This window comes from Nocardia speluncae NBRC 108251, assembly GCF_001613245.1.
GTDB lineage: Bacteria > Actinomycetota > Actinomycetes > Mycobacteriales > Mycobacteriaceae > Nocardia > Nocardia speluncae.
On the sequence record NZ_BDBZ01000025.1, the window covers coordinates 1 to 24,774 of the forward strand.

Consider the following 24,774-nt stretch of genomic DNA (forward strand, 5'->3'; position numbering starts at 1 on the left):
TCGACCGTAAGCGCCGTCAGCCGGTCACCGTTCTGCTCAAGGCCCTCGGCTGGACCAACGAGGAGATCGCCGAGCGTTTCGGCTTCTCCGAGATCATGATGTCCACCCTGGAGAAGGACAACACCGCCGGCCAGGACGAGGCACTGCTCGATATCTACCGGAAACTGCGTCCGGGCGAGCCGCCGACCAAGGAATCCGCGCAGACCCTCCTGGAGAATCTGTTCTTCAAGGAGAAGCGCTACGACCTGGCCCGTGTCGGCCGGTACAAGGTCAACAAGAAGCTGGGCGTCAACGCCGGCGTCCCGGTGACCGGTTCGGTGCTGACCAAGGACGATATCGTCGCCATCATCGAATACCTGGTGCGGCTGCACCAGGGTGATCGTGTGATGACCGTTCCCGGCGGCGTCGAGGTCCCGGTCGAGGTCGACGATATCGATCACTTCGGCAACCGTCGTATCCGTACCGTCGGTGAACTGATCCAGAACCAGATCCGCGTGGGTCTGTCCCGGATGGAACGTGTCGTGCGTGAACGCATGACCACCCAGGACGTCGAGGCCATCACGCCGCAGACCCTGATCAACATCCGTCCCGTCGTGGCGGCGATCAAGGAATTCTTCGGCACCTCGCAGCTGTCGCAGTTCATGGACCAGAACAACCCGCTGTCCGGCCTTACCCACAAGCGCCGCCTCAACGCGCTGGGCCCGGGTGGTCTGTCGCGTGAACGCGCCGGCCTCGAGGTCCGCGACGTCCACCCGTCGCACTACGGCCGCATGTGCCCGATCGAGACCCCGGAAGGCCCGAATATCGGCCTGATCGGGTCGCTCGCGGTGTATGCGCGGGTCAACCCGTTCGGCTTCATCGAGACGCCGTACCGGAAGGTCATCGACGGAATCGTCACCGACGAGGTCGTGTACCTGACCGCCGACGAAGAGGACCGGCACACCCGCGCCCAGGCCAATTCGGTGGTCCGTGCGGACGGACATTTCGCCGACGATCGCATCCTGGCCCGTAAGGGCAACGAGGAGATGGAATTCGTCTCCCCGGCCGAGGTCGACTACATGGATGTCTCGCCGCGCCAGATGGTGTCGGTGGCGACCGCCATGATCCCGTTCCTCGAGCACGACGACGCCAACCGTGCCCTCATGGGCGCGAACATGCAGCGTCAGGCCGTGCCGCTGATCCGTTCCGAGGCGCCCGTGGTGGGCACCGGTATGGAACTGCGCGCCGCGGTCGACGCCGGCGATGTGGTCGTGAACGAGAAGCCCGGCGTGGTGGAGGAGGTCTCCGCCGACTACATCACCGTCATGCACGACGACGGCACCCGCCGCAGCTACCGGATGCGTAAGTTCGCCCGCTCCAACCAGGGCACATGCGCCAACCAGCGGCCGATCGTGGACGAGGGCCAGCGGGTCGAGTTCGGACAGGTCCTGGCCGACGGGCCGTGCACCGAAAACGGTGAGATGGCGCTGGGCAAGAACCTGCTCGTCGCGATCATGCCGTGGGAAGGTCACAACTACGAGGACGCGATCATCCTGTCGCAGCGCCTCGTGGAGGACGATGTCCTCACCTCGATTCATATCGAAGAGCACGAGATCGACGCCCGCGACACCAAGCTGGGCGCCGAGGAGATCACCCGGGACATCCCGAACGTCTCCGACGAGGTGCTGGCCGATCTGGACGAGCGGGGCATCGTGCGTATCGGTGCCGAGGTCCGCGACGGCGACATCCTGGTCGGCAAGGTCACCCCGAAGGGTGAAACCGAGCTGACCCCCGAGGAGCGACTGCTGCGCGCGATCTTCGGTGAGAAGGCGCGCGAGGTGCGCGATACCTCGCTGAAGGTGCCGCACGGCGAATCCGGCAAGGTCATCGGTATCCGGGTGTTCTCCCGCGAGGACGACGACGATCTGCCTCCGGGCGTGAACGAGCTGGTCCGGGTGTACGTCGCGCAGAAGCGCAAAATCCAGGACGGCGACAAGCTGGCCGGCCGCCACGGTAACAAGGGTGTTATCGGCAAGATCCTGCCGACCGAGGATATGCCGTTCCTGCCGGACGGCACTCCGGTCGACATCATCCTGAACACCCACGGTGTGCCGCGTCGTATGAATATCGGCCAGATCCTGGAAACCCACCTCGGCTGGATCGGCAAGGCGGGCTGGAAGGTCGATATCGCCACCGACGGCACTCGCCCGGACTGGGCGCAGGCGCTGCCGGAGCAGATGCTGGGCTCCCCGGCCGACTCCAATATCGCGACCCCCGTCTTCGACGGTGCCCGCGAGGAGGAGCTCACCGGTCTGCTCGCCTCGACCCTGCCCAACCGCGACGGTGAGCGCATGGTCGACGACAACGGTAAAGCGATGCTGCTGGACGGCCGTTCCGGCGAACCGTTCCCGTACCCGGTGGCTGTCGGCTACATGTACATCCTGAAGCTGCACCACCTGGTCGACGACAAGATCCATGCCCGCTCGACCGGCCCGTACTCGATGATCACGCAGCAGCCGCTGGGTGGTAAAGCACAGTTCGGTGGCCAGCGTTTCGGCGAAATGGAATGCTGGGCGATGCAGGCCTACGGTGCCGCCTACACCCTGCAGGAACTGCTGACCATCAAGTCCGACGACGTGGTGGGCCGAGTGAAGGTCTACGAGGCGATCGTCAAGGGCGAGAACATTCCGGAACCGGGCATTCCGGAATCGTTCAAGGTTCTGCTCAAGGAACTCCAGTCGCTGTGCCTCAATGTCGAGGTGCTGTCTTCCGACGGCGCCGCGATCGAGATGCGCGACGGCGACGACGAGGACCTCGAGCGGGCGGCGGCCAACCTGGGCATCAACCTGTCCCGCAACGAAGCGGCCACCGTCGACGATCTGGCGAACTAGGGCGCCTGCCGGGTGCCGTAGTCACGACTCGGTACCCGGCCGGTGCGTTCGAACCAATAGAGAACTTTTGCTCGTATTCGACCCGCACAGGGGAAAGGAAGTTACGTGCTAGACGTCAACTTCTTCGATGAACTCCGGATCGGCCTGGCCACCGCCGAAGACATCCGCAACTGGTCCTACGGCGAGGTTAAGAAACCGGAGACCATCAACTACCGCACGCTCAAGCCGGAGAAGGATGGCTTGTTCTGCGAGAAGATCTTCGGTCCCACCCGGGACTGGGAGTGCTATTGCGGTAAGTACAAGCGCGTTCGCTTCAAGGGCATCATCTGTGAGCGCTGCGGCGTCGAGGTGACCCGCGCCAAGGTGCGCCGTGAGCGGATGGGGCATATCGAGCTGGCCGCCCCGGTCACCCACATCTGGTACTTCAAGGGTGTGCCGAGCCGGCTCGGCTACCTGCTCGACCTGGCGCCGAAGGATCTGGAAAAGATCATCTACTTCGCCGCCTACGTCATCACGGCTGTCGACGACGAGATGCGGCACAACGAGCTGTCGACTCTCGAAGCCGAGATGGAGGTCGAGAAGAAAACCGTCACCGATCAGCGCGACGCCGACCTCGAGGCCCGGGCCCAGAAGCTCGAGGCCGATGTGGCCGAGCTCGAGGCCGAGGGCGCCAAGTCCGACGTCCGCCGCAAGGTGAAGGACGGCGGCGAGCGCGAGATGAAGCAGCTCCGCGACCGTGCCCAGCGTGAGCTGGACCGGCTCGAGGAGATCTGGAACACCTTCATCAAGCTGGCCCCCAAGCAGCTGATCGTGGACGAGGTGCTCTACCGCGAGCTGCAGGACCGCTACGGTGAATACTTCACCGGCGCGATGGGTGCGGAATCCATCCAGAAGCTGATGGAGAACTTCGATATTCAGGCCGAGGCCGAGAACCTGCGCGAGACCATCCGCAGCGGTAAAGGTCAGAAGAAGCTGCGCGCGCTCAAACGGCTCAAGGTCGTGGCCGCCTTCCAGACCAACGGCAACTCGCCCATGGGTATGGTGCTCAACGCCGTTCCCGTGATCCCGCCGGAACTGCGGCCGATGGTTCAGCTCGACGGTGGCCGGTTCGCCACCTCCGACCTGAACGACCTCTACCGTCGTGTGATCAACCGCAACAACCGCCTCAAGCGACTGATCGACCTCGGTGCGCCCGAGATCATCGTCAACAACGAGAAGCGGATGCTGCAGGAGTCCGTGGACGCGCTGTTCGACAACGGCCGCCGCGGCCGGCCGGTCACCGGCCCGGGCAACCGTCCGCTGAAGTCCCTGAGTGATCTGCTCAAGGGTAAGCAGGGCCGGTTCCGCCAGAACCTGCTCGGTAAGCGCGTCGACTACTCCGGCCGTTCGGTCATCGTCGTCGGCCCGCAGCTGAAACTGCACCAGTGCGGTCTGCCGAAACTGATGGCGCTGGAACTGTTCAAGCCGTTCGTGATGAAGCGACTGGTGGACCTGAACCACGCGCAGAACATCAAATCCGCCAAACGGATGGTGGAGCGGCAGCGGCCGCAGGTGTGGGATGTGCTCGAAGAGGTTATCGCCGAGCATCCCGTGCTGCTGAACCGTGCGCCGACGCTGCACCGCCTCGGTATCCAGGCCTTCGAACCGCAGCTGGTGGAAGGTAAGGCCATCCAGCTGCACCCGCTGGTCTGTGAGGCGTTCAACGCCGACTTCGACGGTGACCAGATGGCCGTGCACCTGCCGCTGTCGGCGGAGGCGCAGGCCGAGGCCCGCATCCTGATGCTGTCCTCGAACAACATCCTGTCCCCGGCGTCCGGCCGCCCGCTCGCCATGCCCCGTCTGGACATGGTGACCGGCCTGTACTACCTGACCCGGTTCGACGACGGCGCCAAGGGCGAATACCAGCCCGCGACCGCCGACGGCCCGGAGACGGGTGTGTACTCCTCGCCGGCCGAAGCACAGATGGCGGTCGATCGCGGCGAGCTGACCGTGCGGTCGAACATCAAGGTGCGGCTGACCGATCAGCGTCCGCCCAAGGAAATCGAAGCGGAGCTGTTCCCGGAGGGCTGGCGGCGCGGCGAAGCCTGGACCATCCAGACCACACTGGGCCGGGTGCTGTTCAACGAACTGCTCCCCGCGGACTACGCGTTCATCAACGAACCGATGCCCAAGAAACGGCAGGCGACGATCATCAACGATCTCGCCGAGCGGTACCCGATGATCGTGGTCGCGCAGACCGTCGACAAGCTCAAGGACGCCGGTTTCCACTGGGCCACGCGTTCGGGTGTCACCGTCTCCATGTCGGACGTGCTCGTTCCGCCGGAGAAGGCCGAGATCATGGAGCGCTACGAGGCGCAGTCCGATCAGATCGAGAAGAAGTACCAGCGTGGTGCGCTCGATCATCAGGAGCGCAACAACGCCCTGGTCAAGATCTGGCAGGAAGCGACCGAAGAGGTCGGTAAGGCGCTGCGCGCGCACTACCCGCCCGATAACCCGATCATCACGATCGTCGATTCGGGCGCCACGGGTAACTTCACCCAGACCCGTACCCTCGCGGGTATGAAGGGCCTGGTGACGAACCCGAAGGGTGAGTTCATCCCGCGGCCGATCAAGTCCTCGTTCCGTGAGGGCCTGACCGTTCTCGAGTACTTCATCAACACCCACGGTGCTCGTAAGGGTCTGGCCGATACCGCGCTGCGTACCGCCGACTCGGGTTACCTGACCCGTCGTCTGGTGGACGTCTCGCAGGACGTGATCGTGCGCGAAACCGACTGCGCCACCGAGCGCGGCATCGTGGTGCATATCGCGGAGAAGCAGCCGGACGGCACGATGATCCGCGATGCGCATGTGGAGACCTCCGCCTACGCCCGGACGCTCGCGTCCGACGCGCTGGACACCGCCGGCAACGTAGTGGTGGGCAAGGGCGCCGATCTCGGCGACCCGGCCATCGAGGCGCTGCTGGAAGCCGGTATCACCGAGGTCCGGGTCCGCTCCGTGCTGACCTGCGGCACCGGTACCGGTGTCTGCGCGGTCTGCTACGGCCGTTCGATGGCGACCGGCAAGCTGGTCGATATCGGTGAGGCCGTCGGTATCGTCGCCGCCCAGTCCATCGGTGAGCCCGGTACCCAGCTGACCATGCGTACCTTCCACCAGGGTGGTGTCGCGGGTGATGACATCACCGGTGGTCTGCCGCGTGTGCAGGAGCTGTTCGAGGCGCGTGTGCCCAAGGGCAAGGCGCCCATCGCCGAAGTATCGGGCCGGATCCGGCTGGAGGACGACGACCGCTTCTACAAGATCACCATCATCCCCGATGACGGTGGCGACGAAGTGGTCTACGACAAGCTGTCCAAGCGTCAGCGTCTGCGTGTCTTCAAGCACGACGACGGTTCCGAGCGCCTGCTGTCCGACGGCGATCACGTCGAGGTCGGCCAGCAGCTGCTGGAAGGCGCGGCGGATCCGCACGAGGTGCTGCGCGTGATGGGCCCCCGGCAGGTGCAGATCCACCTGGTCCACGAAGTCCAGGAGGTCTACCGCTCGCAGGGTGTGTCGATCCACGACAAGCACATCGAGGTCATCGTCCGCCAGATGCTGCGCCGGGTGACGATCATCGATTCGGGCGCCACCGAGTTCCTGCCCGGCTCGCTCACCGAGCGCGCCGAGTTCGAGGCGTCCAACCGCCGGGTCGTCGCCGAGGGTCGCGAGCCCGCGGCGGGTCGCCCGGTACTGATGGGTATCACCAAGGCGTCGCTGGCCACCGATTCGTGGCTGTCGGCTGCCTCCTTCCAGGAGACCACTCGAGTCCTGACGGACGCGGCCATCAACTGCCGCTCCGACCGGCTCATCGGCCTCAAGGAGAACGTGATCATCGGTAAGCTGATCCCGGCCGGTACCGGTATCAACCGGTACCGCAACATCCAGGTTCAGCCGACCGAAGAAGCTCGTGCCGCGGCGTACGCGGTGCCGTCCTACGACGACACCTACTACAGCCCGGAGGGCTTCGGCGCCACCACCGGTGCCGCGGTTCCGCTGGACGACTACGGGTTCAGCGACTACCGGTAGGCTCGTTCGGTAACAGCACATCGGCCCCGCACCGTTTCGGTGCGGGGCCGATTGCGTTGATGCCGAGGGCTGGTCTCGGGCGCGGCGATATCGTGCCGAGTTGTCCGGCGACGGTCGCCGCATGGACTACCGGATTCGAAAAGCCGGACGGGCGCCCTTCCATATCGCGGCTCGGGCCCTGGCCTTGCTCACCTGAGTTCACCCCCGGTGAGCGTCCGAAGTCGTTTCAGGTCCGGGCAGCGTTCTCGGCCGGACCTTCGGATCGAGTGGCCGGGCCGGTCGACGGACGGGGCCGAGGGTTCGCGGTGCGGGCGTGGGTGGCGTAGAGCGTGAGGCCGACGAAGGCCAGTCCGCCCACCAGATTACCGATCACCGTGGGGATTTCGTTCCAGATCAGGTAGTCGCCGAGGGAGAAATCGCCACCCAGCAGAAGACCGGAGGGGAAGAGGAACATATTGACGATCGAATGCTCGAATCCCATGTAGAAGAACAACATGATCGGCATCCACATGGCGATCACTTTGCCGGACACCGAAGTCGACATCATTGCCGCGACGACGCCGGTGGAAACCATCCAATTGCACAGCACGGCACGAATGAAAAGGGTGAGCATGCCGGACGCGCCGTGGTCGGCGTAACCGACGGTTCGGGATTCGCCGATTTCACCGAGCCGCTGGCCGACCTCGTTCGGGTCCATGGAGAAACCCATGGTGACGATGATCGCCATCATGACAGCGACGGTGAACGCCCCGGCGAAATTGCCGACGAAAACGAGAGCCCAGTTGCGCAGTACCGCACGCCAGTTCACCCCGGGCCGCTTGTCCAGCCAGGCCAGCGGGACCAGCGTGAATACACCGGTCAGTAGATCGAAACCCAGCAGATACAGCAGGCAGAAGCCGACCGGGAACAGGACCGCGCCGAGGAGCGCGTTGCCGGTTTGCACCGTGATGGTGACCGCGAATGCGGCGGCGAGGGCCAGTATCGCACCCGCCATAAAGGCGCGGATCACCGTATCGCGCGTGGACATGAATGCTTTCGATTCGCCGGCGTCGATCATTACGCCGACGAATTCCGCCGGTTTGAGGTACGACATGACACGCCCTTCGCTTGTAGTGCTCGTGGGCGAAGTGTGCGATGCCCGGGTTTCCGGGCCGTATCGAGCCGGGCGCACCTGTGTAACCGGGTGCTCACCGGGGCTGTTCCTTCGAATATCTGTGTCCTCCAGGTTTTCGGCAGCGAATGTATCGGCAAGGTAAACAGTGTGATGCCGGTGCTGTCGGATGTGCCCGGCGGTGGCAGGCTTTCGATATTTCCGGAATATCCCGTCATTCCGATATCAGGAGGTCTGTATGGAACCGATCATGAGCAAGAGCGCGGCCGCGGACCGCGTTGTCGCGGCCCGCATCCGGCGCGGACTGACCTGGGCGGCCATCGCCGATGCGCTGGGCGCTCCGCTGGTCTGGACCACGGCCGCGTTGCTCGGACAGCATCCGATGACGGCGGAGCAGGCGCATCAGGTGTGTGACCTGCTGGGATTGGACGACGCGGTGGCGGAGAGCCTGAGCCGGCAACCCGCCCGTGGCGCGGACCCGGCCCTGATGAGCGACCCGACGATCTACCGATTCGTGGAAGCGATCTCCGTATACGGTCCCGCGCTCAAGGAGTTGATCCACGAGGAGTTCGGGGACGGGATCATGAGTGCGATCAACTTCAAGGTCGACTTCGCGCGTCGGCCGGATCCCGACGGTGATCGGGTTGTCATCACTTTCGACGGGAAGTTCCTCGACTATCGCTGGTGAGGTTCTGGGGGGAGACGCGAGTGGTCACCGTCGGCCGATTCCACACCCGCAGAAAGGGGACGGCATGCTGCAATCGAGTACGGGCCGGCTACCGGGCCCCGGACGCGCTCCTGGCGACGTAACCAGTGGCCGCCCCGCATCCTCGGCCCGGCCCGGGCCGAGGATGACGAGGCAGGCCGGCCACGTGTTCACGCTCCGGCCGGGAAGCTGAAGTCAGCGGCTCATCGCTCGCTGTCCAGCGTGGCCATCATCGGCTCCGGGTAGCGGCTGCCGATCACGGCGGCGGCCGGTACCGCCTCGGCGATCGCGGCCTGTTCGGCGGGAGTGAGCGATATCGCCGCGCCGGCGATCGACTCGGCCCAGCGCCGCGCGCTGCGCGTGCCGATGAGGGGGACGATATCGTCGCCGCGGCCGAGCACCCAGGCGATGGCGAGTTGCGCGGTGGTGACACCTCGCTCCTGGGCCAGACCCGCCAGGGTGTCGACGAGTTTCAGGTTGGCGTGGAGGTTCTCGCCCTGGAAGCGGGGAATGCCGGCGCGGGAATCCGACAGGGCGGCACCGTCCCGGCCGCGCAGCGAATCACTGAGCAGACCGCGGCTGAGCACGCCGTAGGCCGTGATGCCGATACCGAGTTCGCGGCAGGTAGGCAGGATTTCGGCCTCGATACCGCGGGAGAACAGCGAATACTCGATCTGCAGGTCGGCGATCGGGTGTACAGCGGCAGCCCGGCGCAAGGTTTCGGTACCCACTTCGGACAGTCCGATATGGCGGACGTAACCGGCGTCGATCATTTCGGCGATGGCACCGATGGTGTCCTCGATCGGAACTGCGGGATCCAGCCGCGCCGGGCGATAGACATCGATGTAGTCCACACCGAGCCGGCGCAGACTGTAACTCAGGAAGTTCTTCACCGCCGCCGGCCGGGTATCCATGCCCTGCCAGCTGATATCCGGACCCAGCAGTGCGCCGAATTTCACGCTGAGGGTGACCTCTTCGCGCGGCCGGTCGGCGATCGCCCGCCCGACCAGCATCTCGTTGTGGCCACTGCCGTAGAAGTCGCCGGTATCGATGAGCCCGGCGCCGGAATCCAGCGCGGCATGGATGGCTGCCATTGATTCCGTCTCGTCGGCGGGCCCGTACACGCCCGACAGGCCCATGGCGCCGAATCCGATCCGGCCGACCGTGGGGCCGGCACTACCCAGCCGCGAGGTCTGTATCTGTGTATTCGTCATGGGATCCACTGTGATGACCCGGTTGCGTCGTTGGCAGAGACGCTTTATCGGGGGAGCGACGATCCCTGGCTGCGGGCGCCGCAGTGCGCGACAGTGGAGGTATGGAACGCAGCGAACTCGCCGACTTCCTTCGTCGGCGTCGCGAACAGCTGACCCCCACGGAGGTCGGACTACCGCCCGGTTCGCGCCGCCGGACGCCGGGATTACGGCGCGACGAAGTGGCGTTGCTCGCCGGGATCTCCACCGACTACTACACCCGGCTGGAGCAAGCCCGGGGTCCGCGGCCGTCCACGCAGGTTCTGGCCGCCCTCACCCGGGCGTTGCGCTACACCAGCGACGAGCGCGACCATGTCTACTTCCTGTGCGAGCATTCTCCGCCGGGTGGCAGCGGCCCGGACAAACATGTGGGACCGGGGATGATGCATGTTCTGGCAAAACTGGATGACACACCGGCCGCTGTGATCACCGACCTCGGCGAAACCCTGGTGCAGAACCGGATGCATATGCTGCTGGTCGGTGACCAAACCGTGTTGACCGGCCGGAACCGTTACTTCGCCTGGCGGTGGTTCACCGACCCGGCGGTCCGCGAATTCTGCCCGCCCGGCGATGTGGACCGGATATCACGCCGGCAGGTGGCCGATCTGCGAGCCACCGCGGCGCGTCGTGCGAAAGCCCCCGATGTCCTGGACTATGTAGGCGCGCTGCGGGCGGCCAGTACCGAATTCGAACAGTTCTGGAACGAACATCTGGTCAGCGTGCGGCTTTCCGATGTGAAGAGCATTGTGCATCCGGAAGTCGGTGCGATCGCTTTCGATTGCGAAACGCTGCTCACCACCAGCGCCACCCAGCGGCTGCTGATCTATCGGCCGCGGCCGGGTACCGATGCCGCGGAGAAGCTGGAACTCCTGCGCGTCATCGGTACCCAGCGCTTGGGCGGCTCGGAGCCGGTCTCTCCTCTGTATTCCGCCGCAGTGGCTGAACAGCGGCGAGCCGCGGTGCCCGACTGACGCCGTGTGGTGATGTCGGCTCGGTGGCGTGCCCGTTCAGCCGCCCGCCGCGGTGTCGGATCGTCACTGTGTCGGGCGCGCGCCTCGCGGCGATGCCGGATCGCCGGTTTGCCTCGAGGGCCGGGTTGTGGCCGGTTCCGAACGTCCCCTTACTCGCGGCCGGCCGAGGTGAAAGACATATCCGGATAGCGCTGGCCGGCGACCTGTTCGGCGATCGGTTCCAGCCGGGCCAGTTCGGCGGCGGTCAGGACGACCGTCGCCGCCGCGATGTTCTCCGCCAACCGGGTGCGGCGGCGGGTGCCCGGAATCGGCACGATCGGCAGCCCGTGTTCCTGGGCCCTGGAATGCACCCAGGCCAGGGCGACCTGCGCGGGTGTGAGCCCCCGGTCTTCGGCGACGGCGTACACGGGGGCCAGCAGCGCCGCGTTGTGTGCCGCGTTGGTGCCGGTGAACCGCGGCATGTGACGCCGGAAATCGGTGTCGTTCAGTTCACCGGCCTGCGCGAACGATCCGGTGAGAAAACCTCGGCCGAGCGGTGAGTAGGGAACGAAGGTGACGCCGAGTTCGGCGGCCGCGGGTACCGCGGTGCGTTCGACGTCCCGGGAGAACAGCGACCATTCCGATTGCACTGCCGCGATCGGATGAACCGCGTGCGCGGCGCGCAGTTCCTCCCCCGTGACCTCGGAGAGTCCGAGCGTACGTACCTTGCCCTGCCGGACGAGCTCGGCCATGACACCGACCGTCTCCTCGATGGGCACCTCGGGATCGCGGCGGTGCATGTAGTAGAGGTCGATGGTCTCGATGCCCAGGCGGCGCAGGCTGGCGTCCACGGCGGTGCGGATGTATTCCGGCGAATTGTCGATGCCGCGGTAGTGGGGGTCGTCCGGCTTGCGGACTATGGCGAATTTGGTCGCCAGCGCCACCCGGTCCCGGTTGGCGCGGACGAAATCGCCGATGAATTCTTCGTTGTCGCCGGAACCGTAGATATCGGCGGTATCGAACAGTGTGACGCCGAGTTCGAGCGCTCGGTCCAGGGTTGCGCGGGCTTCGGCGCGGTCGGTGGGACCGTAGAACTCGCTGATACCCATACAGCCCAGACCCTGGATACCCACCCGGATCACGTCGGGGCTCAGAGGGGTGCTCGGCAGTGTTGCGGGGGTGCTCATTCGCGGAAATCCCTTCACGATGCGGCGTTGTCGGGTGACCGGGCGGGGGCGGTGCACTCCTCGTAGAGCGCGATCTTGTAATCCAGGACCGCCACGGTCTGCTGGAGTTCGGCGATACGGTCGATGGCCTCGGCGCGGGTGGCGCGAAACATGGCGAGCCGTTCCGGGACAGTGCTCTCCCCGGCCCGGACCAGCTGCGCGTAGCGGATCATGTCCGCGACCGACATGCCGGTGGTGCGTAGCCGCGTGATCAGCGTCAGCCATTCCAGGTCCCGGTCGCTGAACCTGCGTCTACCGGTGTGATCGCGGCCGATATGTGACAGCAGACCGATGCGCTCGTACCAGCGCAGGGTGTCCTGGCTCAGCCCACAGTGCCGGGCGGCGGCGCCGATCGTATGCCGGGGGATATCCCGGCCGGGCTCGGCGCCGGTCGGTGCGGAAAGGCTCACGGCTTTCCCTCTTTTCACTGAAAAATATTGCGCCACAGCCCTTTTTGCGGGCGAGCCGCGTCCTCTCGTCGAACAGTAACAACGGTAGCCACCTGGAGTGGGCTCCAGGCAAGCGGTGGGGAGCAAGATTCGGCCGCGCGGCCGCGGGGTTTCGACTGTGCGATACCGCGGTGCGAGTCGGGTAGAGCGAGCCACAGCTCCAGCCCGCGCCGGCCGAGGCATCCGCAACGGTGTACTTCGAACGGGTGATCCCGCGGCCGGAGGTGATCAGGTTCGGCCGGCCCGTTCTATACAGCACAGCCGAATGTCGCGAATCACGATGCCGGACCCTTCCCTCCGGCGGCGGATAACCGTCTACAGGCCGGTATGCGGAGGTAGGTCGAGATCATTCATCGCTGACACCGGTCACATGCGCGCCATATTCGGGATGGCGCTCCAGGTAGCTTCGGATGAAGGAGCATTCGGGGCGGATCCGGTGCCCGCGGTCGACCGTGTCGCGGATCGCGAAAGCGGCCAGTTTGCTGCCGAGCCCCTTGCCCCCGAATGCCGAATCGACCTCGGTATGGGTGAACACGGTTTCCGTGCCGCGTTCGGTGTACTCGGCGAACCCGGCGAGATCACTGCCGTAGAACACCTCGTAGCGGTCCTTGTCCGCGTTTCGGACGACCACGCTCTCCTCGGTTGCTCCGGTCATCTCCGCACTTCCTCTCGGTTGCGACTACCGGCTTCCGGCGGCGCGGCCGGAAGCCGGACCCCGAAGGCCAGCGTACCCAGCCTGCCGTACCGCGGCACGAGCCGGAAGGTACCGAATTCCGCGCCTGCCAGCGCATCCGGTCCAGGGCACGTAACCTGGGATTATGGCAAAGGAAATCGACCGGGTCCGGGCGCGTTCGGCCTGGGCCACGGTCAAGGAGAGCCCGGTGATCACCGTCATCGCGGTGACGCCGATTGTCGTGGTGTTCGGACTGGTCTGGTGGCTGATCGGCGGCTGGGCGGCGTTCCTGCTGCTGGTGCTGCTGGGCGCCGGCGCGGTCTTCGGCGGCAAACTCCTGCGCTGAGCAGCCGGGTCGGCTCAGCGGGGGATATGGAACGCGGCCAGAACGCCCGTGCCCGGATCTATCCGATCCCACGGCAGGTCGAAGCGCAGTACGGCCATGGCCGAGGTCGGAAATTTGCGGCCCAGCCGCTGTGCATCCTCGGTATCGTGATCGGCCGCCAGGTCCCACGCGGTCCATGGCATACCGGGTGCGTGCCCGATCACCAATAGTGTCGACAGGGCAGGATCGGTCAGCTGGACGAGTTCGATCAGCTGATCGGCGGCCGCCTCGTAGATCGAGGCATCGAATTCCACCGGCGCGGTGAGCGCGGTCGCGGCGAGGGTCTCCCGGGTGCGGGTCGCGGTCGAACAGCGGACCGCCGAAATGGGCGGCTGGGTGGCGCGCAGCCAGTCCCCGGCCAGTGCGGCTTCGCGCCGGCCACGCGGTGCCAGCGGGCGTTCGTGGTCGTCGATTCCGGGCGGGTAGGCCGACTTCCCGTGCCGCATCAAGATCAGAGTCCGGGTCATGGTGACCACCGTAAGCACCCTCGGTGCGGAGACGGACAACACACTCGAGGCAGACTGAAAGTGGCGTCACAATGGAGGTGGGCCGGTGACCCCGGTCCACACCGATCGTCTCGCCCTGCCCGCCGTGACCCGGAAGGCACCAGCCCGCACATAAGTCTCGAGGATCTGCACAAATATGGCCTACGTAATCACTCAGCGTTGTTGTAACGATGCCAGCTGCGTTTCCGAGTGCCCGGTCGATTGCATCCGCCCGACTCCGGACCAGCCGGAATTCGCTACGACCGAAATGCTCTATATCGACCCCGACACCTGCATCGACTGCGGCGCCTGTGTCGACGCGTGCCCGGTGGAGGCCATCTTCTCCGAGGACGATCTCACTGCGCCGCTGGCCCGCTTCCGGGATATCAATGCCGCCTGGTTCGAACGGCACCCCCTGGAATCCAATCTGGATCCGATCGCCACGCCCGTGCGCCCGCCCAAGGAACTCGGGACGCTGCGGGTCGCGATCGTCGGCGCCGGCCCGGCGGCCGCCTATGCCGCCGACGAACTCCTGCGCCGCTGCGATGTCCAGGTGGAGATGTTCGACCGCCTACCCACGCCGTGGGGCCTGGTTCGCGCCGGGGTGGCCCCGGACCATCCCGGTACCAAAACGGTGGCCGGCATGTTCGAATCGGCCTTCCGCCGCGACACCCTGCAGTACTACCTGAACGTCGAGGTCGGCGAGCACATCAGTCACGAGGAACTGCTGGCGCACCACCACGCGGTTCTCTACGCGGTCGGTGCCTCCTCCGATCGGCGGATGGGCGTCCCGGGCGAGGAGCTGGCCGGCAGTCATTCGGCCACCGAATTCGTGGCTTGGTACAACGGCCACCCCGATTACGCCGACCGCACCTTCGATCTGTCCGGGGAACGGGCGATCATCGTCGGAAACGGCAACGTCGCGCTCGATGTGGCGCGTGTGCTCACGGTGCACCCCGACGAACTCGCCAAAACCGATATCGCCGACCACGCCCTCGCTGCGCTGCGCAACAGCAACATCCGCGAAGTGGTGGTACTGGGACGCCGCGGGCCGTTGCAGGCCGCCTATACCTCACCGGAATTCCTGGCGCTCACGCACTTGTCCGAGGTCGACGTGGTCATCGATCCGGCCGAACTGAAACTCGACCCCGCCTCGCAGGCGGTGCTCGACGATCCCGAGGTCGAACCGTCGCTGCGGCTGAAGTACACGCTGGCCGAGGAATACGCCGCCGAACCGCCCAGCGAGGGCAACAAGCGGATCGTGTTCAAGTACCTGGCCTCGCCCACCGCGGTACTCGGAACCGACAAGGTGGAAGGGGTCGAGTACGCGCACAACGAGCTGGTCGAGGTGGACGGTGTGCTGAACGCCCGCGCCACCGACCGCACCGGCAGCTATGACGCCTCCCTGGTGCTGCGCTCGATCGGTTACCGCGGTGAACCGGTACCGGATCTGCCGTTCGACGAAAAACGTGCCGTGGTGCCCAACGAGCACGGCCGGGTGACCGGTCCCGATGGCACTCCGCTGACAGGTGTGTACGTCAGCGGCTGGATCAAGCGCGGCCCCCGCGGCGTCATCGGCTCGAACCGCGTCGATTCCGAGGAAACGGTCGAAGCCGTCATCGCGGATTTCATGTCCGGCAAACTGGCGGCGCCCACCGGTGACCGGGATGCCCTGCGCGCCCTGGTACAGCAACGTCAGCCGGATCTGGTGGATCGTGCCGGTTGGAAGGCCATCGATCAGGCCGAACGCGGTGCCGGGAAGGAAGCGGGCCGCCCGCGGGTCAAGTTCACCACCCACACCGATCTACTCCAGGCCGCCAAAGGCAGCCAGTGATCCGGTGCGCCCGGCGCCGGTAGATCGAGTACAACCCGAGTGCCATGCCTCGGACCCCGGTACCCGCCGTATCCGGGGTCCGAGGAATGGCCTGTTCCCTGCCCTCGGGGCGCCCGACTGAATTCGTTCCGCGGTTGCGGAGGTAGGTGGGGCCCTGAAAGGTTTCGGTGCATCCAAGGGGCAAGGGGGGCCGAAACCCCGCGCCGCCGGAGGCGGCGCCGAAATCACAGCGGTGCGATGCGGACGATGGTGGTGGTGATCCCGTCGACCACGAACCACAGGCGCAAGGTGGGACGTGCGTGCCGGTCGCCGGGTTCGTACCGGCTGCGGACGCTGATGTGCTGGCGTGCCAGCACGGGGGCCACGTATTCGATCACGGCCCGGTGTGGGCCGCTGGCCAGTTTGGGGTAGTCCACGAGATACTGCTCCACCGCCTGCCAATAGCAGGCGTTGTTGACGTGGTTGTACTGGTCGATATCGGTGGCGCGCAGCGGGAACGGTAGATCGGTATCGGATTCCGGGGGAGCGGGGTCGGTGAGCCAGGGCCGCCAGCGCAGCCGCTGCTCGATGGTGGTCTGCGCCAGATACGCGAGGCCCGCATCACTGATCCGGGCGGGCATATTGCTGGCCTCGTTGATCTTGATCCAGAAACCCTCGGTCTCGATCAGGCCGCCGCGGTCGCTGGTTATCCGCACCCGCATATTCGACCAGCGGGTGGACATACTCGAACACCAGCGCAGCAGATGCACGGTGTCGGGCCACCGGACAGGCCGGATCACATCGATCACGGTGCGCCGGATTATCCAGCTGGGGTCGGTCTGCTCCAGGATGGATTGCTGGAGGTGCTCCCACGCGATGTCCTGGAGGTAGCGGGCGATACCGTCGAGACGCACGCGGTTGTACGGGTCCACGTCACCGGCTCGCACCGGCCACGCCGAAACGAACCCCATGCCCTCCTGGGGAAGCGGGGCGAGTGGCTGATCGAGTGACACTTGTGCTCCTCGCGCGGCGGGTCGCGCCGCGGTACTTCTACTGAGTTCCTGAGCCAAGACTTTACGGTGACGTGCATTACCCGGCGTGGGTGGTGTGGGGTCGGCAGGTTGCCCGGCCCGCCACCGGAGGTGGCGCCGACAGCGCACACTATGGACTTCCCGCGGCCGCGACCGATAGTTTGAGGTGGACGGATGGATTGGTACATATCAGCCGGTGCGTCTCATGCTCGCCGGTGAGCGAACGAAAGAGGTCGGCATATGCGCGCAGCTCAGGTCAGCAAACTCGAAGGGCCGGAAGCGATCGAGATCGTCGACATCCCGGAGCCGGAACCCCTGCCCGGCGGGGTCGTCATCGATGTCCACGCGGCCGGGGTCGCATTCCCGGACGTGCTGATGACCCGCGGGCTGTATCAGATGAAACCCGAGATGCCGTTCGTCGTCGGCGGTGAGGTCGCGGGTGTGGTCAGGGAAGCCCCAGCGGGTTCACACGTGAAACCGGGCGACCGGGTCTGCGCCCTCACCTTGCTCGGAAACGCCATGGCAGAGGTGGCCACCACCCGCGCCGAGATGGTTTTCGGGCTCCCGGACAACATCTCATTCGAAGCGGGCGCCGGAATCCTCTTCAACGATATGACCGTGCACTTCTGCCTGCGTAACCGCGGCAGGCTCGCCGAAGGCGAAACCGTGCTCGTGCACGGCGCGGCCGGCGGGATCGGCACCTCGACGCTGCGGATGGCGGCCGCGCTGGGCGCCGGACGGGTGATCGCAGTGGTCAGCACCGAGGCGAAAGCCGAAATCGCGCGCGCCCAGGGCGCCACCGATGTGGTGCTCACCGACGGCTGGCTCGATCGAGTCAAAGAACTCACCGGCAGCCGCGGTGTCGATATCGTTCTCGACCCCGTGGGCGGCGACCGTTTCACCGACAGCATCCGCTCGTTGGCGCGCGGCGGCCGGCTGCTGGTGGTGGGCTTCACCGGCGGTGACATTCCCACGGTCAAGGTGAATCGTCTGCTGCTCAAGAACGTCGAGGTCGTCGGCGCCGGCTGGGGTGAATGGATGCTGTCGCACCCCGGCTACCTGACCGAGCAGTGGGCCGAGGTGGGGCCGCTGTTCGAGGCCGGCAAGATCGCGCCCCCGCAGCCGGTGCTGTTCCCGCTGGAGCAGGCTGCGCAGGCCGTGGCCGCGCTGGAAAACCGTGCTGCCACTGGCAAGGTCGTGGTCACCCTGCGCTGAACCGGCACCGCCGGCGTGGGATCCACGGGTGACCTGCGCCGCCTTCGGGGGTCGCTGTTTCGTCGGTATTGTTCACACCATGCGGATCAGGTCGGCGATAGTCCTCGGGTTAACCGCGGCGTTTGCTCTGGCGGGGTGTGGTTCCGACGCCGGCTCCGAGGTAGCCGACGGTCCGCGGGGTCCCGCTCCCAAGGTGGCCGCGCTGGGTCCGTTCGTGGGGGAGTGCGGACACGTCACCGACGACGAGGTCCGCGATATCGGGGGGCTCGGCCAGGTTGCGCAGTCGTACAAGAACGCGGTCGGCTGCAACTGGCAGTCCGGTGGCCTGAGTGGTGCGTCGATAACGTTCGCTTCATATCGGGGCAGTCCGTTGGAGCGGGAGAAGGCATGGGTCACCACGCACGGCCGGCCACCGGAACCGATCACCGTGGGGGGACGCCCGGGTTTCGCGGCGCTGGATCCGAGCAGCCGTATCTGCGATCTGGCGGTGCAGCTCGACGACGATTTCTTCGAATGGTCGACCGCGCTGGGTGGCTATTCCGATATCGGCGGCAATCCGTGTGATCGCAGCCGCGCGCTCGCCGAACTGACCATCGAGCGGCTGGAGTGAAACGATGACGTTGCGCGAACGATCCGGCCGCGGCCGAATCCGCACGCTGGCCGCGTCGGCGGCGATACTGGTGGCCGCCGTCTTCGGTGCGGGCTGTGGTAGCACGGTGGACGGTACGGCCCTGCCGGTCGGCGGCGGAGAAACCGTCGATACCACACAGATCGACAAACTGCTCCGCGAATGCGATGTGGTCACCGACCAGCAGATCATCGACGCTCTCGGCGGTAACACCTATATCAGCGACTCGTTCTTCGGTGCAGTGTGCATGTGGGATATCGGCGGCGGCTCCGGGATGCTCACACTGAACTGGTACGAGAACGGATCGTTGCGCAACGAGCAGGAGACCAACGACAAACTCGGCTACACGAGCACGAAGACCACGGTGCAGGGCACGATCGCGCTGGAAATCCGCCGGCCGAACGATCCGAACTCTTGCGGTATGACGGCCAGTGCGGCCGACTCGGGAGTTATCGGCTGGTGGGTGAATTCCGCTCCCGGTGCCACTGCCGACCCCTGCGCTGCCGCGAAGAAACTCCTCGAACTCACGCTCAACATCGCGCGATGAAGGGTACAGTTGTACCCCTGTTTTGACCGTGTCATCGGCGTCCGAGTACAGTGGACGGCTGTGCCCGGAAGGATACGGGCAAGTTCGAGCGCAGACGTAGGCCAGCGAGAGCGGCTGACGATTCCAGCGTGCCTGTAATTCGGGCCCTGAACTGCGTGCGACACGCCCGACCTCGGGACGCGAGAAACGTGGTTGGACGTGCGGGTGAAAGCTCGATGAACAGACCTGACACCGCCAGAACCGATTAAAGGAAAGCCGGTCTATGCCAACCATCAACCAGCTGGTCCGTAAGGGTCGTCGCGACAAGGTCGCCAAGACCAAGACCGCGGCCCTCAAGGGGAGCCCGCAGCGTCGTGGCGTGTGCACCCGCGTGTACACCACCACCCCGAAGAAGCCGAACTCCGCGCTCCGCAAGGTCGCGCGTGTTCGCCTGACCAGCGCGGTCGAGGTCACGGCCTACATCCCCGGCGAAGGCCACAACCTGCAGGAGCACTCGATGGTGCTCGTCCGCGGTGGTCGTGTGAAGGACCTTCCCGGTGTGCGTTACAAGATCATTCGCGGATCGCTGGACACCCAGGGTGTGAAGAACCGCAAGCAGGCCCGCAGCCGTTACGGCGCCAAGAAGGAGAAGAGCTGATATGCCTCGCAAGGGCCCCGCTCCCAAGCGTCCGCTGATCAACGACCCGGTCTATGGGTCGCCGCTGGTGACGCAGCTGGTGAACAAGATTCTTCTCGACGGCAAGAAGTCCACCGCCGAGCGCATTGTGTACGGCGCAATGGAGCAGGCGCGCGAAAAGACGGGCACCGATCCGGTGGTCACTCTCAAGCGCGCGCTGGACAACGTCAAGCCGGCCCTCGAGGTCAAGCCGCGCCGCGTCGGTGGCGCCACCTACCAGGTTCCGGTCGAGGTCCGTCCCGGCCGCTCCAACACTCTCGCGCTGCGCTGGCTGGTCAACTACTCGCGGGCGCGCCGTGAGAAGACCATGGTCGAGCGCCTGGCCAACGAACTGCTGGATGCCAGCAACGGCCTCGGTGCTTCGGTCAAGCGTCGTGAAGACACCCACAAGATGGCCGAGTCCAACCGGGCCTTCGCGCACTACCGCTGGTGATGTCTGTCCGGCCCATCGCTCGGGTCGGGAGGCTTACGGAAGCACCGCTTCCGCTTTGACAGATATGGCGACCGGAAGGTCGTCGGCGAGAATCCCAACTAGCTACGAGCGGGGAAGAATTCCGTGGCACAGGACGTGCTCACCGACCTGAACAAGGTCCGCAACATCGGCATCATGGCTCACATCGATGCGGGTAAAACCACTACGACCGAACGCATCCTCTTCTACACCGGTGTGAATTACAAGCTCGGTGAAACCCATGACGGTGCGTCGACCACCGACTGGATGGAACAGGAGCAGGAGCGCGGTATCACCATCACCTCCGCGGCGGTGACCTGCTTCTGGAACCAGAACCAGATCAATATCATCGACACCCCCGGCCACGTCGATTTCACCGTCGAGGTGGAACGCAGCCTGCGTGTGCTCGATGGCGCCGTCGCCGTCTTCGACGGCAAAGAGGGTGTGGAGCCGCAGTCCGAGCAGGTGTGGCGTCAGGCCGACAAGTACGACGTGCCGCGGATCTGTTTCGTCAACAAGATGGACAAGCTCGGTGCGGATTTCTACTTCACCGTGCAGACCATCAAGGACCGTCTCGGTGCCAAGCCGCTGGTCATCCAGCTGCCGATCGGTGCGGAAGACACGTTCGAGGGTGTCGTCGACCTGGTCGAGATGAAGGCCAAGGTCTGGACCGGCGAAACCAAGCTGGGCGAGAAGTACGAACTCCAGGACATCCCGGCCGATCTGGTCGAGAAGGCCGAGCAGTACCGGCAGGAACTGCTGGAGACCGTGGCGGAGTCCGACGAGGCGCTGCTGGACAAGTTCTTCGGCGGGGAAGATCTCACGATCGACGAGATCAAGGGCGCCATCCGCAAGATGACGGTCAACTCCGAGCTCTACCCGGTGCTGTGCGGGTCGGCGTTCAAGAACAAGGGCGTGCAGCCCATGCTCGACGCCGTGATCGACTACCTGCCGTCGCCGCTGGACGTCGAGTCGGTGCAGGGGCATGCGCCCGGTAAAGAGGACGAGGTCCTCACCCGTAAGCCGAGTGCCGACGAGCCGTTCGCCGCGCTGGCGTTCAAGATCGCCGTGCACCCGTTCTTCGGCAAGCTGACCTACATCCGCGTCTACTCCGGCAAGGTTGATTCCGGGGCCCAGGTCATCAACGCGACCAAGGGCAAGAAGGAACGTCTGGGCAAGCTGTTCCAGATGCATTCCAACAAGGAGAACCCGGTTCCTTCGGTCAGCACCGGCCATATCTACGCGGTCATCGGCCTGAAGGACACCACCACCGGTGACACCCTGTGCGATCCGAACAACCAGATCGTGCTGGAGTCCATGACCTTCCCGGACCCGGTCATCCAGGTCTCCATCGAGCCCAAGACCAAGTCCGACCAGGAGAAGCTGGGCACCGCGATCCAGAAGCTCGCCGAAGAGGACCCCACCTTCACGGTGAAGCTGGACGACGAGACCGGCCAGACCGTTATCGGCGGTATGGGCGAGCTGCACCTCGACATCCTGGTCGACCGGATGAAGCGCGAATTCAAGGTAGAGGCCAACGTCGGCAAGCCGCAGGTGGCCTACCGCGAGACCATCACCAAGAAGGTCGAGAAGCTCGAGTTCACCCACAAGAAGCAGACGGGTGGTTCGGGTCAGTTCGCGAAGGTGATCATCGCCCTGGAGCCGTTCGTCGGCGAGGACGGTGCGCACTACGAATTCGAGAACAAGGTCACCGGCGGCCGTGTGCCGAGGGAATACATCCCTTCGGTCGACGCGGGTGCGCAGGACGCCATGCAGTACGGTGTGCTCGCCGGTTACCCGCTGGTCAACCTGAAGGTGCTCCTGCTCGACGGTGCATACCACGACGTCGACTCCTCGGAGATGGCGTTCAAGATCGCCGGATCGCAGGCCCTCAAGGAAGCGGCCCGCAAGGCCGGTCCGGTGATCCTCGAACCGCTGATGGCGGTCGAGGTCACCACGCCCGAGGACTACATGGGCGATGTGATCGGCGACCTGAACTCCCGCCGTGGCCAGATCCAGGCCATGGAGGAACGCAGTGGTGCCCGTGTCGTCAAGGCGCTGGTTCCGCTCTCGGAGATGTTCGGCTACATCGGTGACCTGCGGTCGAAGACCCAGGGCCGGGCGAACTACTCCATGGTGTTCGATTCGTACGCGGAGGTTCCGGCCAACGTGTCGAAGGAGATCATCGCCAAGGCGACCGGCGAGTAAGTGCCCCTCCGGGGCGGGTAGCTCGCCCGCCCCGGATCTCCCGGGAGTTTGTACAACCCGTTAGTTCCCCGCGTAAGTGGGGATGACCCCCGCACTGCTGCAACTGCAAGCACCAACAAGTCCAGGAGGACCACACAGTGGCGAAGGCGAAGTTCGAGCGGACAAAGCCGCACGTCAACATCGGCACCATCGGTCACGTCGACCACGGCAAGACCACGCTGACCGCAGCGATCACCAAGGTGCTGGCGGAGAAGTACCCGGAGCTGAACGAGAGCTTCGCTTTCGATCAGATCGATAAGGCGCCGGAGGAGAAGGCTCGTGGTATCACGATCAACATCTCCCACGTCGAGTACCAGACCGAGAAGCGTCACTACGCGCACGTCGACGCCCCCGGCCACGCCGACTACATCAAGAACATGATCACCGGTGCGGCTCAGATGGACGGCGCCATCCTGGTGGTCGCGGCGACCGACGGTCCGATGCCGCAGACCCGTGAGCACGTGCTGCTCGCTCGTCAGGTCGGTGTGCCCTACATCCTGGTCGCGCTGAACAAGTCGGACATGGTCGACGACGAGGAAATCCTCGAGCTCGTCGAGATGGAGGTCCGCGAGCTGCTGGCTTCGCAGGAGTTCGACGAGGACGCCCCCGTCGTGCGTGTTTCCGGCCTGAAGGCGCTGGAGGGCGACGCGAAGTGGAGCGAGTCGATCGTCGAGCTGATGAACGCGGTCGACGAGTCCATCCCGGATCCGGTGCGTGAGACCGATCTCCCGTTCCTGATGCCGATCGAGGACGTCTTCACCATTACCGGTCGTGGCACCGTGGTGACCGGTCGCGTCGAGCGCGGCACGATCAATCTGAACGCCGAGGTCGAGATCGTCGGCATCAAGCCGGAGAAGACGAAGACCACCATCACCGGTATCGAGATGTTCCGCAAGATGCTGGACAGTGCCGAGGCCGGTGACAACGCGGGCCTGCTGATCCGTGGTATCAAGCGTGAAGATGTGGAGCGCGGCCAGGTCGTCGTCAAGCCGGGCACCACCACCCCGCACACCGAGTTCGAGGGCCAGGCCTACATCCTGTCCAAGGACGAGGGCGGCCGCCACACCCCGTTCTTCAACAACTACCGTCCGCAGTTCTACTTCCGTACCACGGACGTGACGGGCGTTGTGACCCTGCCCGAGGGCACCGAGATGGTTATGCCCGGCGACAACACCGAGATGTCGGTTGTGCTGATCCAGCCGGTCGCCATGGACGAGGGTCTGCGTTTCGCGATCCGTGAAGGTGGCCGCACCGTCGGCGCCGGTCGGGTTACGAAGATCCTGAAGTGATTCGCTGAATCGCTGAAACGGCGTCGCTCCGAAAAGGGAGCGGCGCCGTTTTTCGTTTCACGCAATGATGCAGGTAGGAGCACCGACCGCAAGCCGACGCTTTCCATGCGCCGGCCGGTCTGATAACGCTCGTACTTCTCAGCCGATGTTATGGGTGTCCGATGTCGAACGAAGGAACTCGGTTTGATACGTAAAGCTGCCGCTGCCCTGTCACTCGCCTTCGCCGCCACGGCGGCCGGTGCCGGCACCGCCGGTGCTACTCCAGAAGTCCCCGCCACACCCGAATCGTGCCCCGCGGTTCCCGCCGACCGAGTTGACGACGCCGTCAGCCGGCTACCGCAAGCTTTCCCGGATGTGCCGTGGAAAGTGACGGGAAGTGGTTCGTCCGTCGACTGCGCACTGAACTGGGTGCAGGTCGACCCGGATGGCGCGACCGGGAGTTCCCCCACACATATCCTGCTCTTCGACCACTTCAAGTACGGGAGCACAGCGACCGAGGACCCCGAGGCATTCGTCAACGTTGCCGGCAGCGACGCACCCGGGCAGATCACCATCACTTTCCGGTGGCTGAACCCCGGCGACCCCAACGCGAATCCCACCGGCCGGGCCGACGTGCGCTACCAGCTCTTCCCGCAGTCACCGCCGGGGCCGATAGACCCGATTCCGCCAGAGGTGACCGGCTGACAATCGGCGTCGGCCGGGTTACGAAGAGC

At 65.3% G+C, this 24,774-nt stretch carries 21 protein-coding genes; 14 read left to right on the forward strand and 7 right to left on the reverse strand.

What is annotated here, in order from left to right; translation table 11 throughout:
• Both rpoB and NS6_RS21435 read left to right on the forward strand, forming a co-directional pair.
• On the forward strand, positions 1-2,870 hold a 2,870-nt coding region (gene rpoB / locus NS6_RS21430; protein WP_068044525.1), incomplete at its 5' end, for a DNA-directed RNA polymerase subunit beta.
• Positions 2,871-2,975: 105 nt separating this feature from the next.
• Positions 2,976-6,929: a DNA-directed RNA polymerase subunit beta' gene (locus NS6_RS21435; RefSeq protein WP_068044526.1), complete on the forward strand. Its 3,954-nt coding sequence runs from the start codon at positions 2,976-2,978 to the stop codon at positions 6,927-6,929.
• Positions 6,930-7,155: 226 nt separating this feature from the next.
• Here NS6_RS21435 and NS6_RS21440 read toward each other — a convergent pair whose 3' ends face one another.
• Positions 7,156-8,022, reverse strand: a complete 867-nt coding sequence (locus tag NS6_RS21440; RefSeq protein WP_068044528.1) for a formate/nitrite transporter family protein — start codon at positions 8,020-8,022, stop codon at positions 7,156-7,158.
• Positions 8,023-8,278: 256 nt separating this feature from the next.
• Between NS6_RS21440 and cynS the strand changes: the two genes are divergently transcribed.
• The gene (gene cynS, locus NS6_RS21445; protein WP_068044530.1) at positions 8,279-8,728 is read left to right on the forward strand and encodes a cyanase; all 450 of its coding nucleotides are present in this window, start codon (positions 8,279-8,281) and stop codon (positions 8,726-8,728) included.
• Between the two features lie 221 nt (positions 8,729-8,949).
• Here cynS and NS6_RS21450 read toward each other — a convergent pair whose 3' ends face one another.
• The gene (locus NS6_RS21450) at positions 8,950-9,960 is read right to left on the reverse strand and encodes an aldo/keto reductase (protein WP_068044532.1); all 1,011 of its coding nucleotides are present in this window, start codon (positions 9,958-9,960) and stop codon (positions 8,950-8,952) included.
• A gap of 101 nt (positions 9,961-10,061) precedes the next feature.
• Here NS6_RS21450 and NS6_RS21455 point away from each other — a divergent pair, with 101 nt between their 5' ends.
• Complete coding sequence (locus tag NS6_RS21455) at positions 10,062-10,967, forward strand: helix-turn-helix transcriptional regulator (protein ID WP_084471270.1); 906 nt, start codon at positions 10,062-10,064, stop codon at positions 10,965-10,967.
• Positions 10,968-11,116: 149 nt separating this feature from the next.
• On the opposite strand, the gene NS6_RS21460 is transcribed toward NS6_RS21455, so the two are convergent.
• The 3 genes from NS6_RS21460 to NS6_RS21470 all read right to left on the reverse strand — a co-directional run bounded on the left by NS6_RS21460 (position 11,117) and on the right by NS6_RS21470 (position 13,276).
• A complete protein-coding gene (locus tag NS6_RS21460; protein ID WP_068044534.1) occupies positions 11,117-12,133 on the reverse strand; it encodes an aldo/keto reductase in 1,017 nt (338 codons plus the stop codon).
• 14 nt (positions 12,134-12,147) lie between these two features.
• Entirely contained in the window at positions 12,148-12,582 is a 435-nt protein-coding gene (locus NS6_RS21465) for a MerR family transcriptional regulator (RefSeq protein WP_068044536.1), read from the reverse strand.
• Positions 12,583-12,967: 385 nt separating this feature from the next.
• Positions 12,968-13,276, reverse strand: coding sequence for a GNAT family N-acetyltransferase (locus NS6_RS21470; RefSeq protein ID WP_157112872.1), 309 nt, complete (start codon positions 13,274-13,276; stop codon positions 12,968-12,970).
• 163 nt (positions 13,277-13,439) lie between these two features.
• On the opposite strand from NS6_RS21470, the gene NS6_RS21475 reads away from it, so the two are divergent.
• Positions 13,440-13,640, forward strand: a complete 201-nt coding sequence (locus NS6_RS21475; RefSeq protein ID WP_068044538.1) for a hypothetical protein — start codon at positions 13,440-13,442, stop codon at positions 13,638-13,640.
• Positions 13,641-13,654: 14 nt separating this feature from the next.
• Here the strand turns inward: NS6_RS21475 and NS6_RS21480 are convergent, their stop codons facing one another.
• A complete protein-coding gene (locus NS6_RS21480) occupies positions 13,655-14,146 on the reverse strand; it encodes a SixA phosphatase family protein (RefSeq protein ID WP_068044540.1) in 492 nt (163 codons plus the stop codon).
• A gap of 175 nt (positions 14,147-14,321) precedes the next feature.
• On the opposite strand from NS6_RS21480, the gene NS6_RS21485 reads away from it, so the two are divergent.
• Positions 14,322-15,998: an FAD-dependent oxidoreductase gene (locus NS6_RS21485; protein ID WP_068044542.1), complete on the forward strand. Its 1,677-nt coding sequence runs from the start codon at positions 14,322-14,324 to the stop codon at positions 15,996-15,998.
• 224 nt (positions 15,999-16,222) lie between these two features.
• On the opposite strand, the gene NS6_RS21490 is transcribed toward NS6_RS21485, so the two are convergent.
• The gene (locus tag NS6_RS21490; RefSeq protein ID WP_068044544.1) at positions 16,223-16,990 is read right to left on the reverse strand and encodes an acyl-[acyl-carrier-protein] thioesterase; all 768 of its coding nucleotides are present in this window, start codon (positions 16,988-16,990) and stop codon (positions 16,223-16,225) included.
• Between the two features lie 258 nt (positions 16,991-17,248).
• Here NS6_RS21490 and NS6_RS21495 point away from each other — a divergent pair, with 258 nt between their 5' ends.
• The 8 genes from NS6_RS21495 to NS6_RS21530 all read left to right on the forward strand — a co-directional run bounded on the left by NS6_RS21495 (position 17,249) and on the right by NS6_RS21530 (position 24,745).
• A complete protein-coding gene (locus tag NS6_RS21495) occupies positions 17,249-18,223 on the forward strand; it encodes an NADPH:quinone oxidoreductase family protein (protein WP_068044546.1) in 975 nt (324 codons plus the stop codon).
• 79 nt (positions 18,224-18,302) lie between these two features.
• Entirely contained in the window at positions 18,303-18,833 is a 531-nt protein-coding gene (locus tag NS6_RS21500; RefSeq protein WP_068044571.1) for a DUF3558 domain-containing protein, read from the forward strand.
• A 4-nt stretch (positions 18,834-18,837) separates the two neighbouring features.
• The gene (locus tag NS6_RS21505; RefSeq protein ID WP_084471273.1) at positions 18,838-19,398 is read left to right on the forward strand and encodes a DUF3558 domain-containing protein; all 561 of its coding nucleotides are present in this window, start codon (positions 18,838-18,840) and stop codon (positions 19,396-19,398) included.
• 262 nt (positions 19,399-19,660) lie between these two features.
• The gene (gene rpsL / locus NS6_RS21510; RefSeq protein WP_014353064.1) at positions 19,661-20,035 is read left to right on the forward strand and encodes a 30S ribosomal protein S12; all 375 of its coding nucleotides are present in this window, start codon (positions 19,661-19,663) and stop codon (positions 20,033-20,035) included.
• 1 nt (position 20,036) lies between these two features.
• The gene (rpsG, locus tag NS6_RS21515) at positions 20,037-20,507 is read left to right on the forward strand and encodes a 30S ribosomal protein S7 (RefSeq protein ID WP_033246943.1); all 471 of its coding nucleotides are present in this window, start codon (positions 20,037-20,039) and stop codon (positions 20,505-20,507) included.
• A gap of 123 nt (positions 20,508-20,630) precedes the next feature.
• Positions 20,631-22,733: an elongation factor G gene (fusA, locus tag NS6_RS21520; RefSeq protein WP_068044548.1), complete on the forward strand. Its 2,103-nt coding sequence runs from the start codon at positions 20,631-20,633 to the stop codon at positions 22,731-22,733.
• Between the two features lie 137 nt (positions 22,734-22,870).
• Positions 22,871-24,061, forward strand: a complete 1,191-nt coding sequence (tuf, locus tag NS6_RS21525) for an elongation factor Tu (RefSeq protein ID WP_068044549.1) — start codon at positions 22,871-22,873, stop codon at positions 24,059-24,061.
• A 183-nt stretch (positions 24,062-24,244) separates the two neighbouring features.
• On the forward strand, positions 24,245-24,745 hold the full coding sequence (locus tag NS6_RS21530; RefSeq protein ID WP_168443543.1) for an LppP/LprE family lipoprotein: 501 nt from the start codon (positions 24,245-24,247) through the stop codon (positions 24,743-24,745).
• Positions 24,746-24,774 lie beyond the last annotated feature (29 nt).

Excerpts from the sequence above, each read along its gene's own strand:
- NS6_RS21440 (WP_068044528.1), bottom strand. The coding sequence starts at position 8,022 with ATGTCGTACCTCAAACCGGCGGAATTCGTCGGCGTAATGATCGACGCC.
- cynS (WP_068044530.1), top strand. The coding sequence starts at position 8,279 with ATGGAACCGATCATGAGCAAGAGCGCGGCCGCGGACCGCGTTGTCGCG.
- NS6_RS21450 (WP_068044532.1), bottom strand. The coding sequence starts at position 9,960 with ATGACGAATACACAGATACAGACCTCGCGGCTGGGTAGTGCCGGCCCC.
- NS6_RS21455 (WP_084471270.1), top strand. The coding sequence starts at position 10,062 with ATGGAACGCAGCGAACTCGCCGACTTCCTTCGTCGGCGTCGCGAACAG.
- NS6_RS21460 (WP_068044534.1), bottom strand. The coding sequence starts at position 12,133 with ATGAGCACCCCCGCAACACTGCCGAGCACCCCTCTGAGCCCCGACGTG.
- NS6_RS21470 (WP_157112872.1), bottom strand. The coding sequence starts at position 13,276 with ATGACCGGAGCAACCGAGGAGAGCGTGGTCGTCCGAAACGCGGACAAG.
- NS6_RS21475 (WP_068044538.1), top strand. The coding sequence starts at position 13,440 with ATGGCAAAGGAAATCGACCGGGTCCGGGCGCGTTCGGCCTGGGCCACG.
- NS6_RS21480 (WP_068044540.1), bottom strand. The coding sequence starts at position 14,146 with ATGACCCGGACTCTGATCTTGATGCGGCACGGGAAGTCGGCCTACCCG.
- NS6_RS21485 (WP_068044542.1), top strand. The coding sequence starts at position 14,322 with ATGGCCTACGTAATCACTCAGCGTTGTTGTAACGATGCCAGCTGCGTT.
- NS6_RS21495 (WP_068044546.1), top strand. The coding sequence starts at position 17,249 with ATGCGCGCAGCTCAGGTCAGCAAACTCGAAGGGCCGGAAGCGATCGAG.
- NS6_RS21500 (WP_068044571.1), top strand. The coding sequence starts at position 18,303 with ATGCGGATCAGGTCGGCGATAGTCCTCGGGTTAACCGCGGCGTTTGCT.
- NS6_RS21505 (WP_084471273.1), top strand. The coding sequence starts at position 18,838 with ATGACGTTGCGCGAACGATCCGGCCGCGGCCGAATCCGCACGCTGGCC.
- rpsL (WP_014353064.1), top strand. The coding sequence starts at position 19,661 with ATGCCAACCATCAACCAGCTGGTCCGTAAGGGTCGTCGCGACAAGGTC.
- rpsG (WP_033246943.1), top strand. The coding sequence starts at position 20,037 with ATGCCTCGCAAGGGCCCCGCTCCCAAGCGTCCGCTGATCAACGACCCG.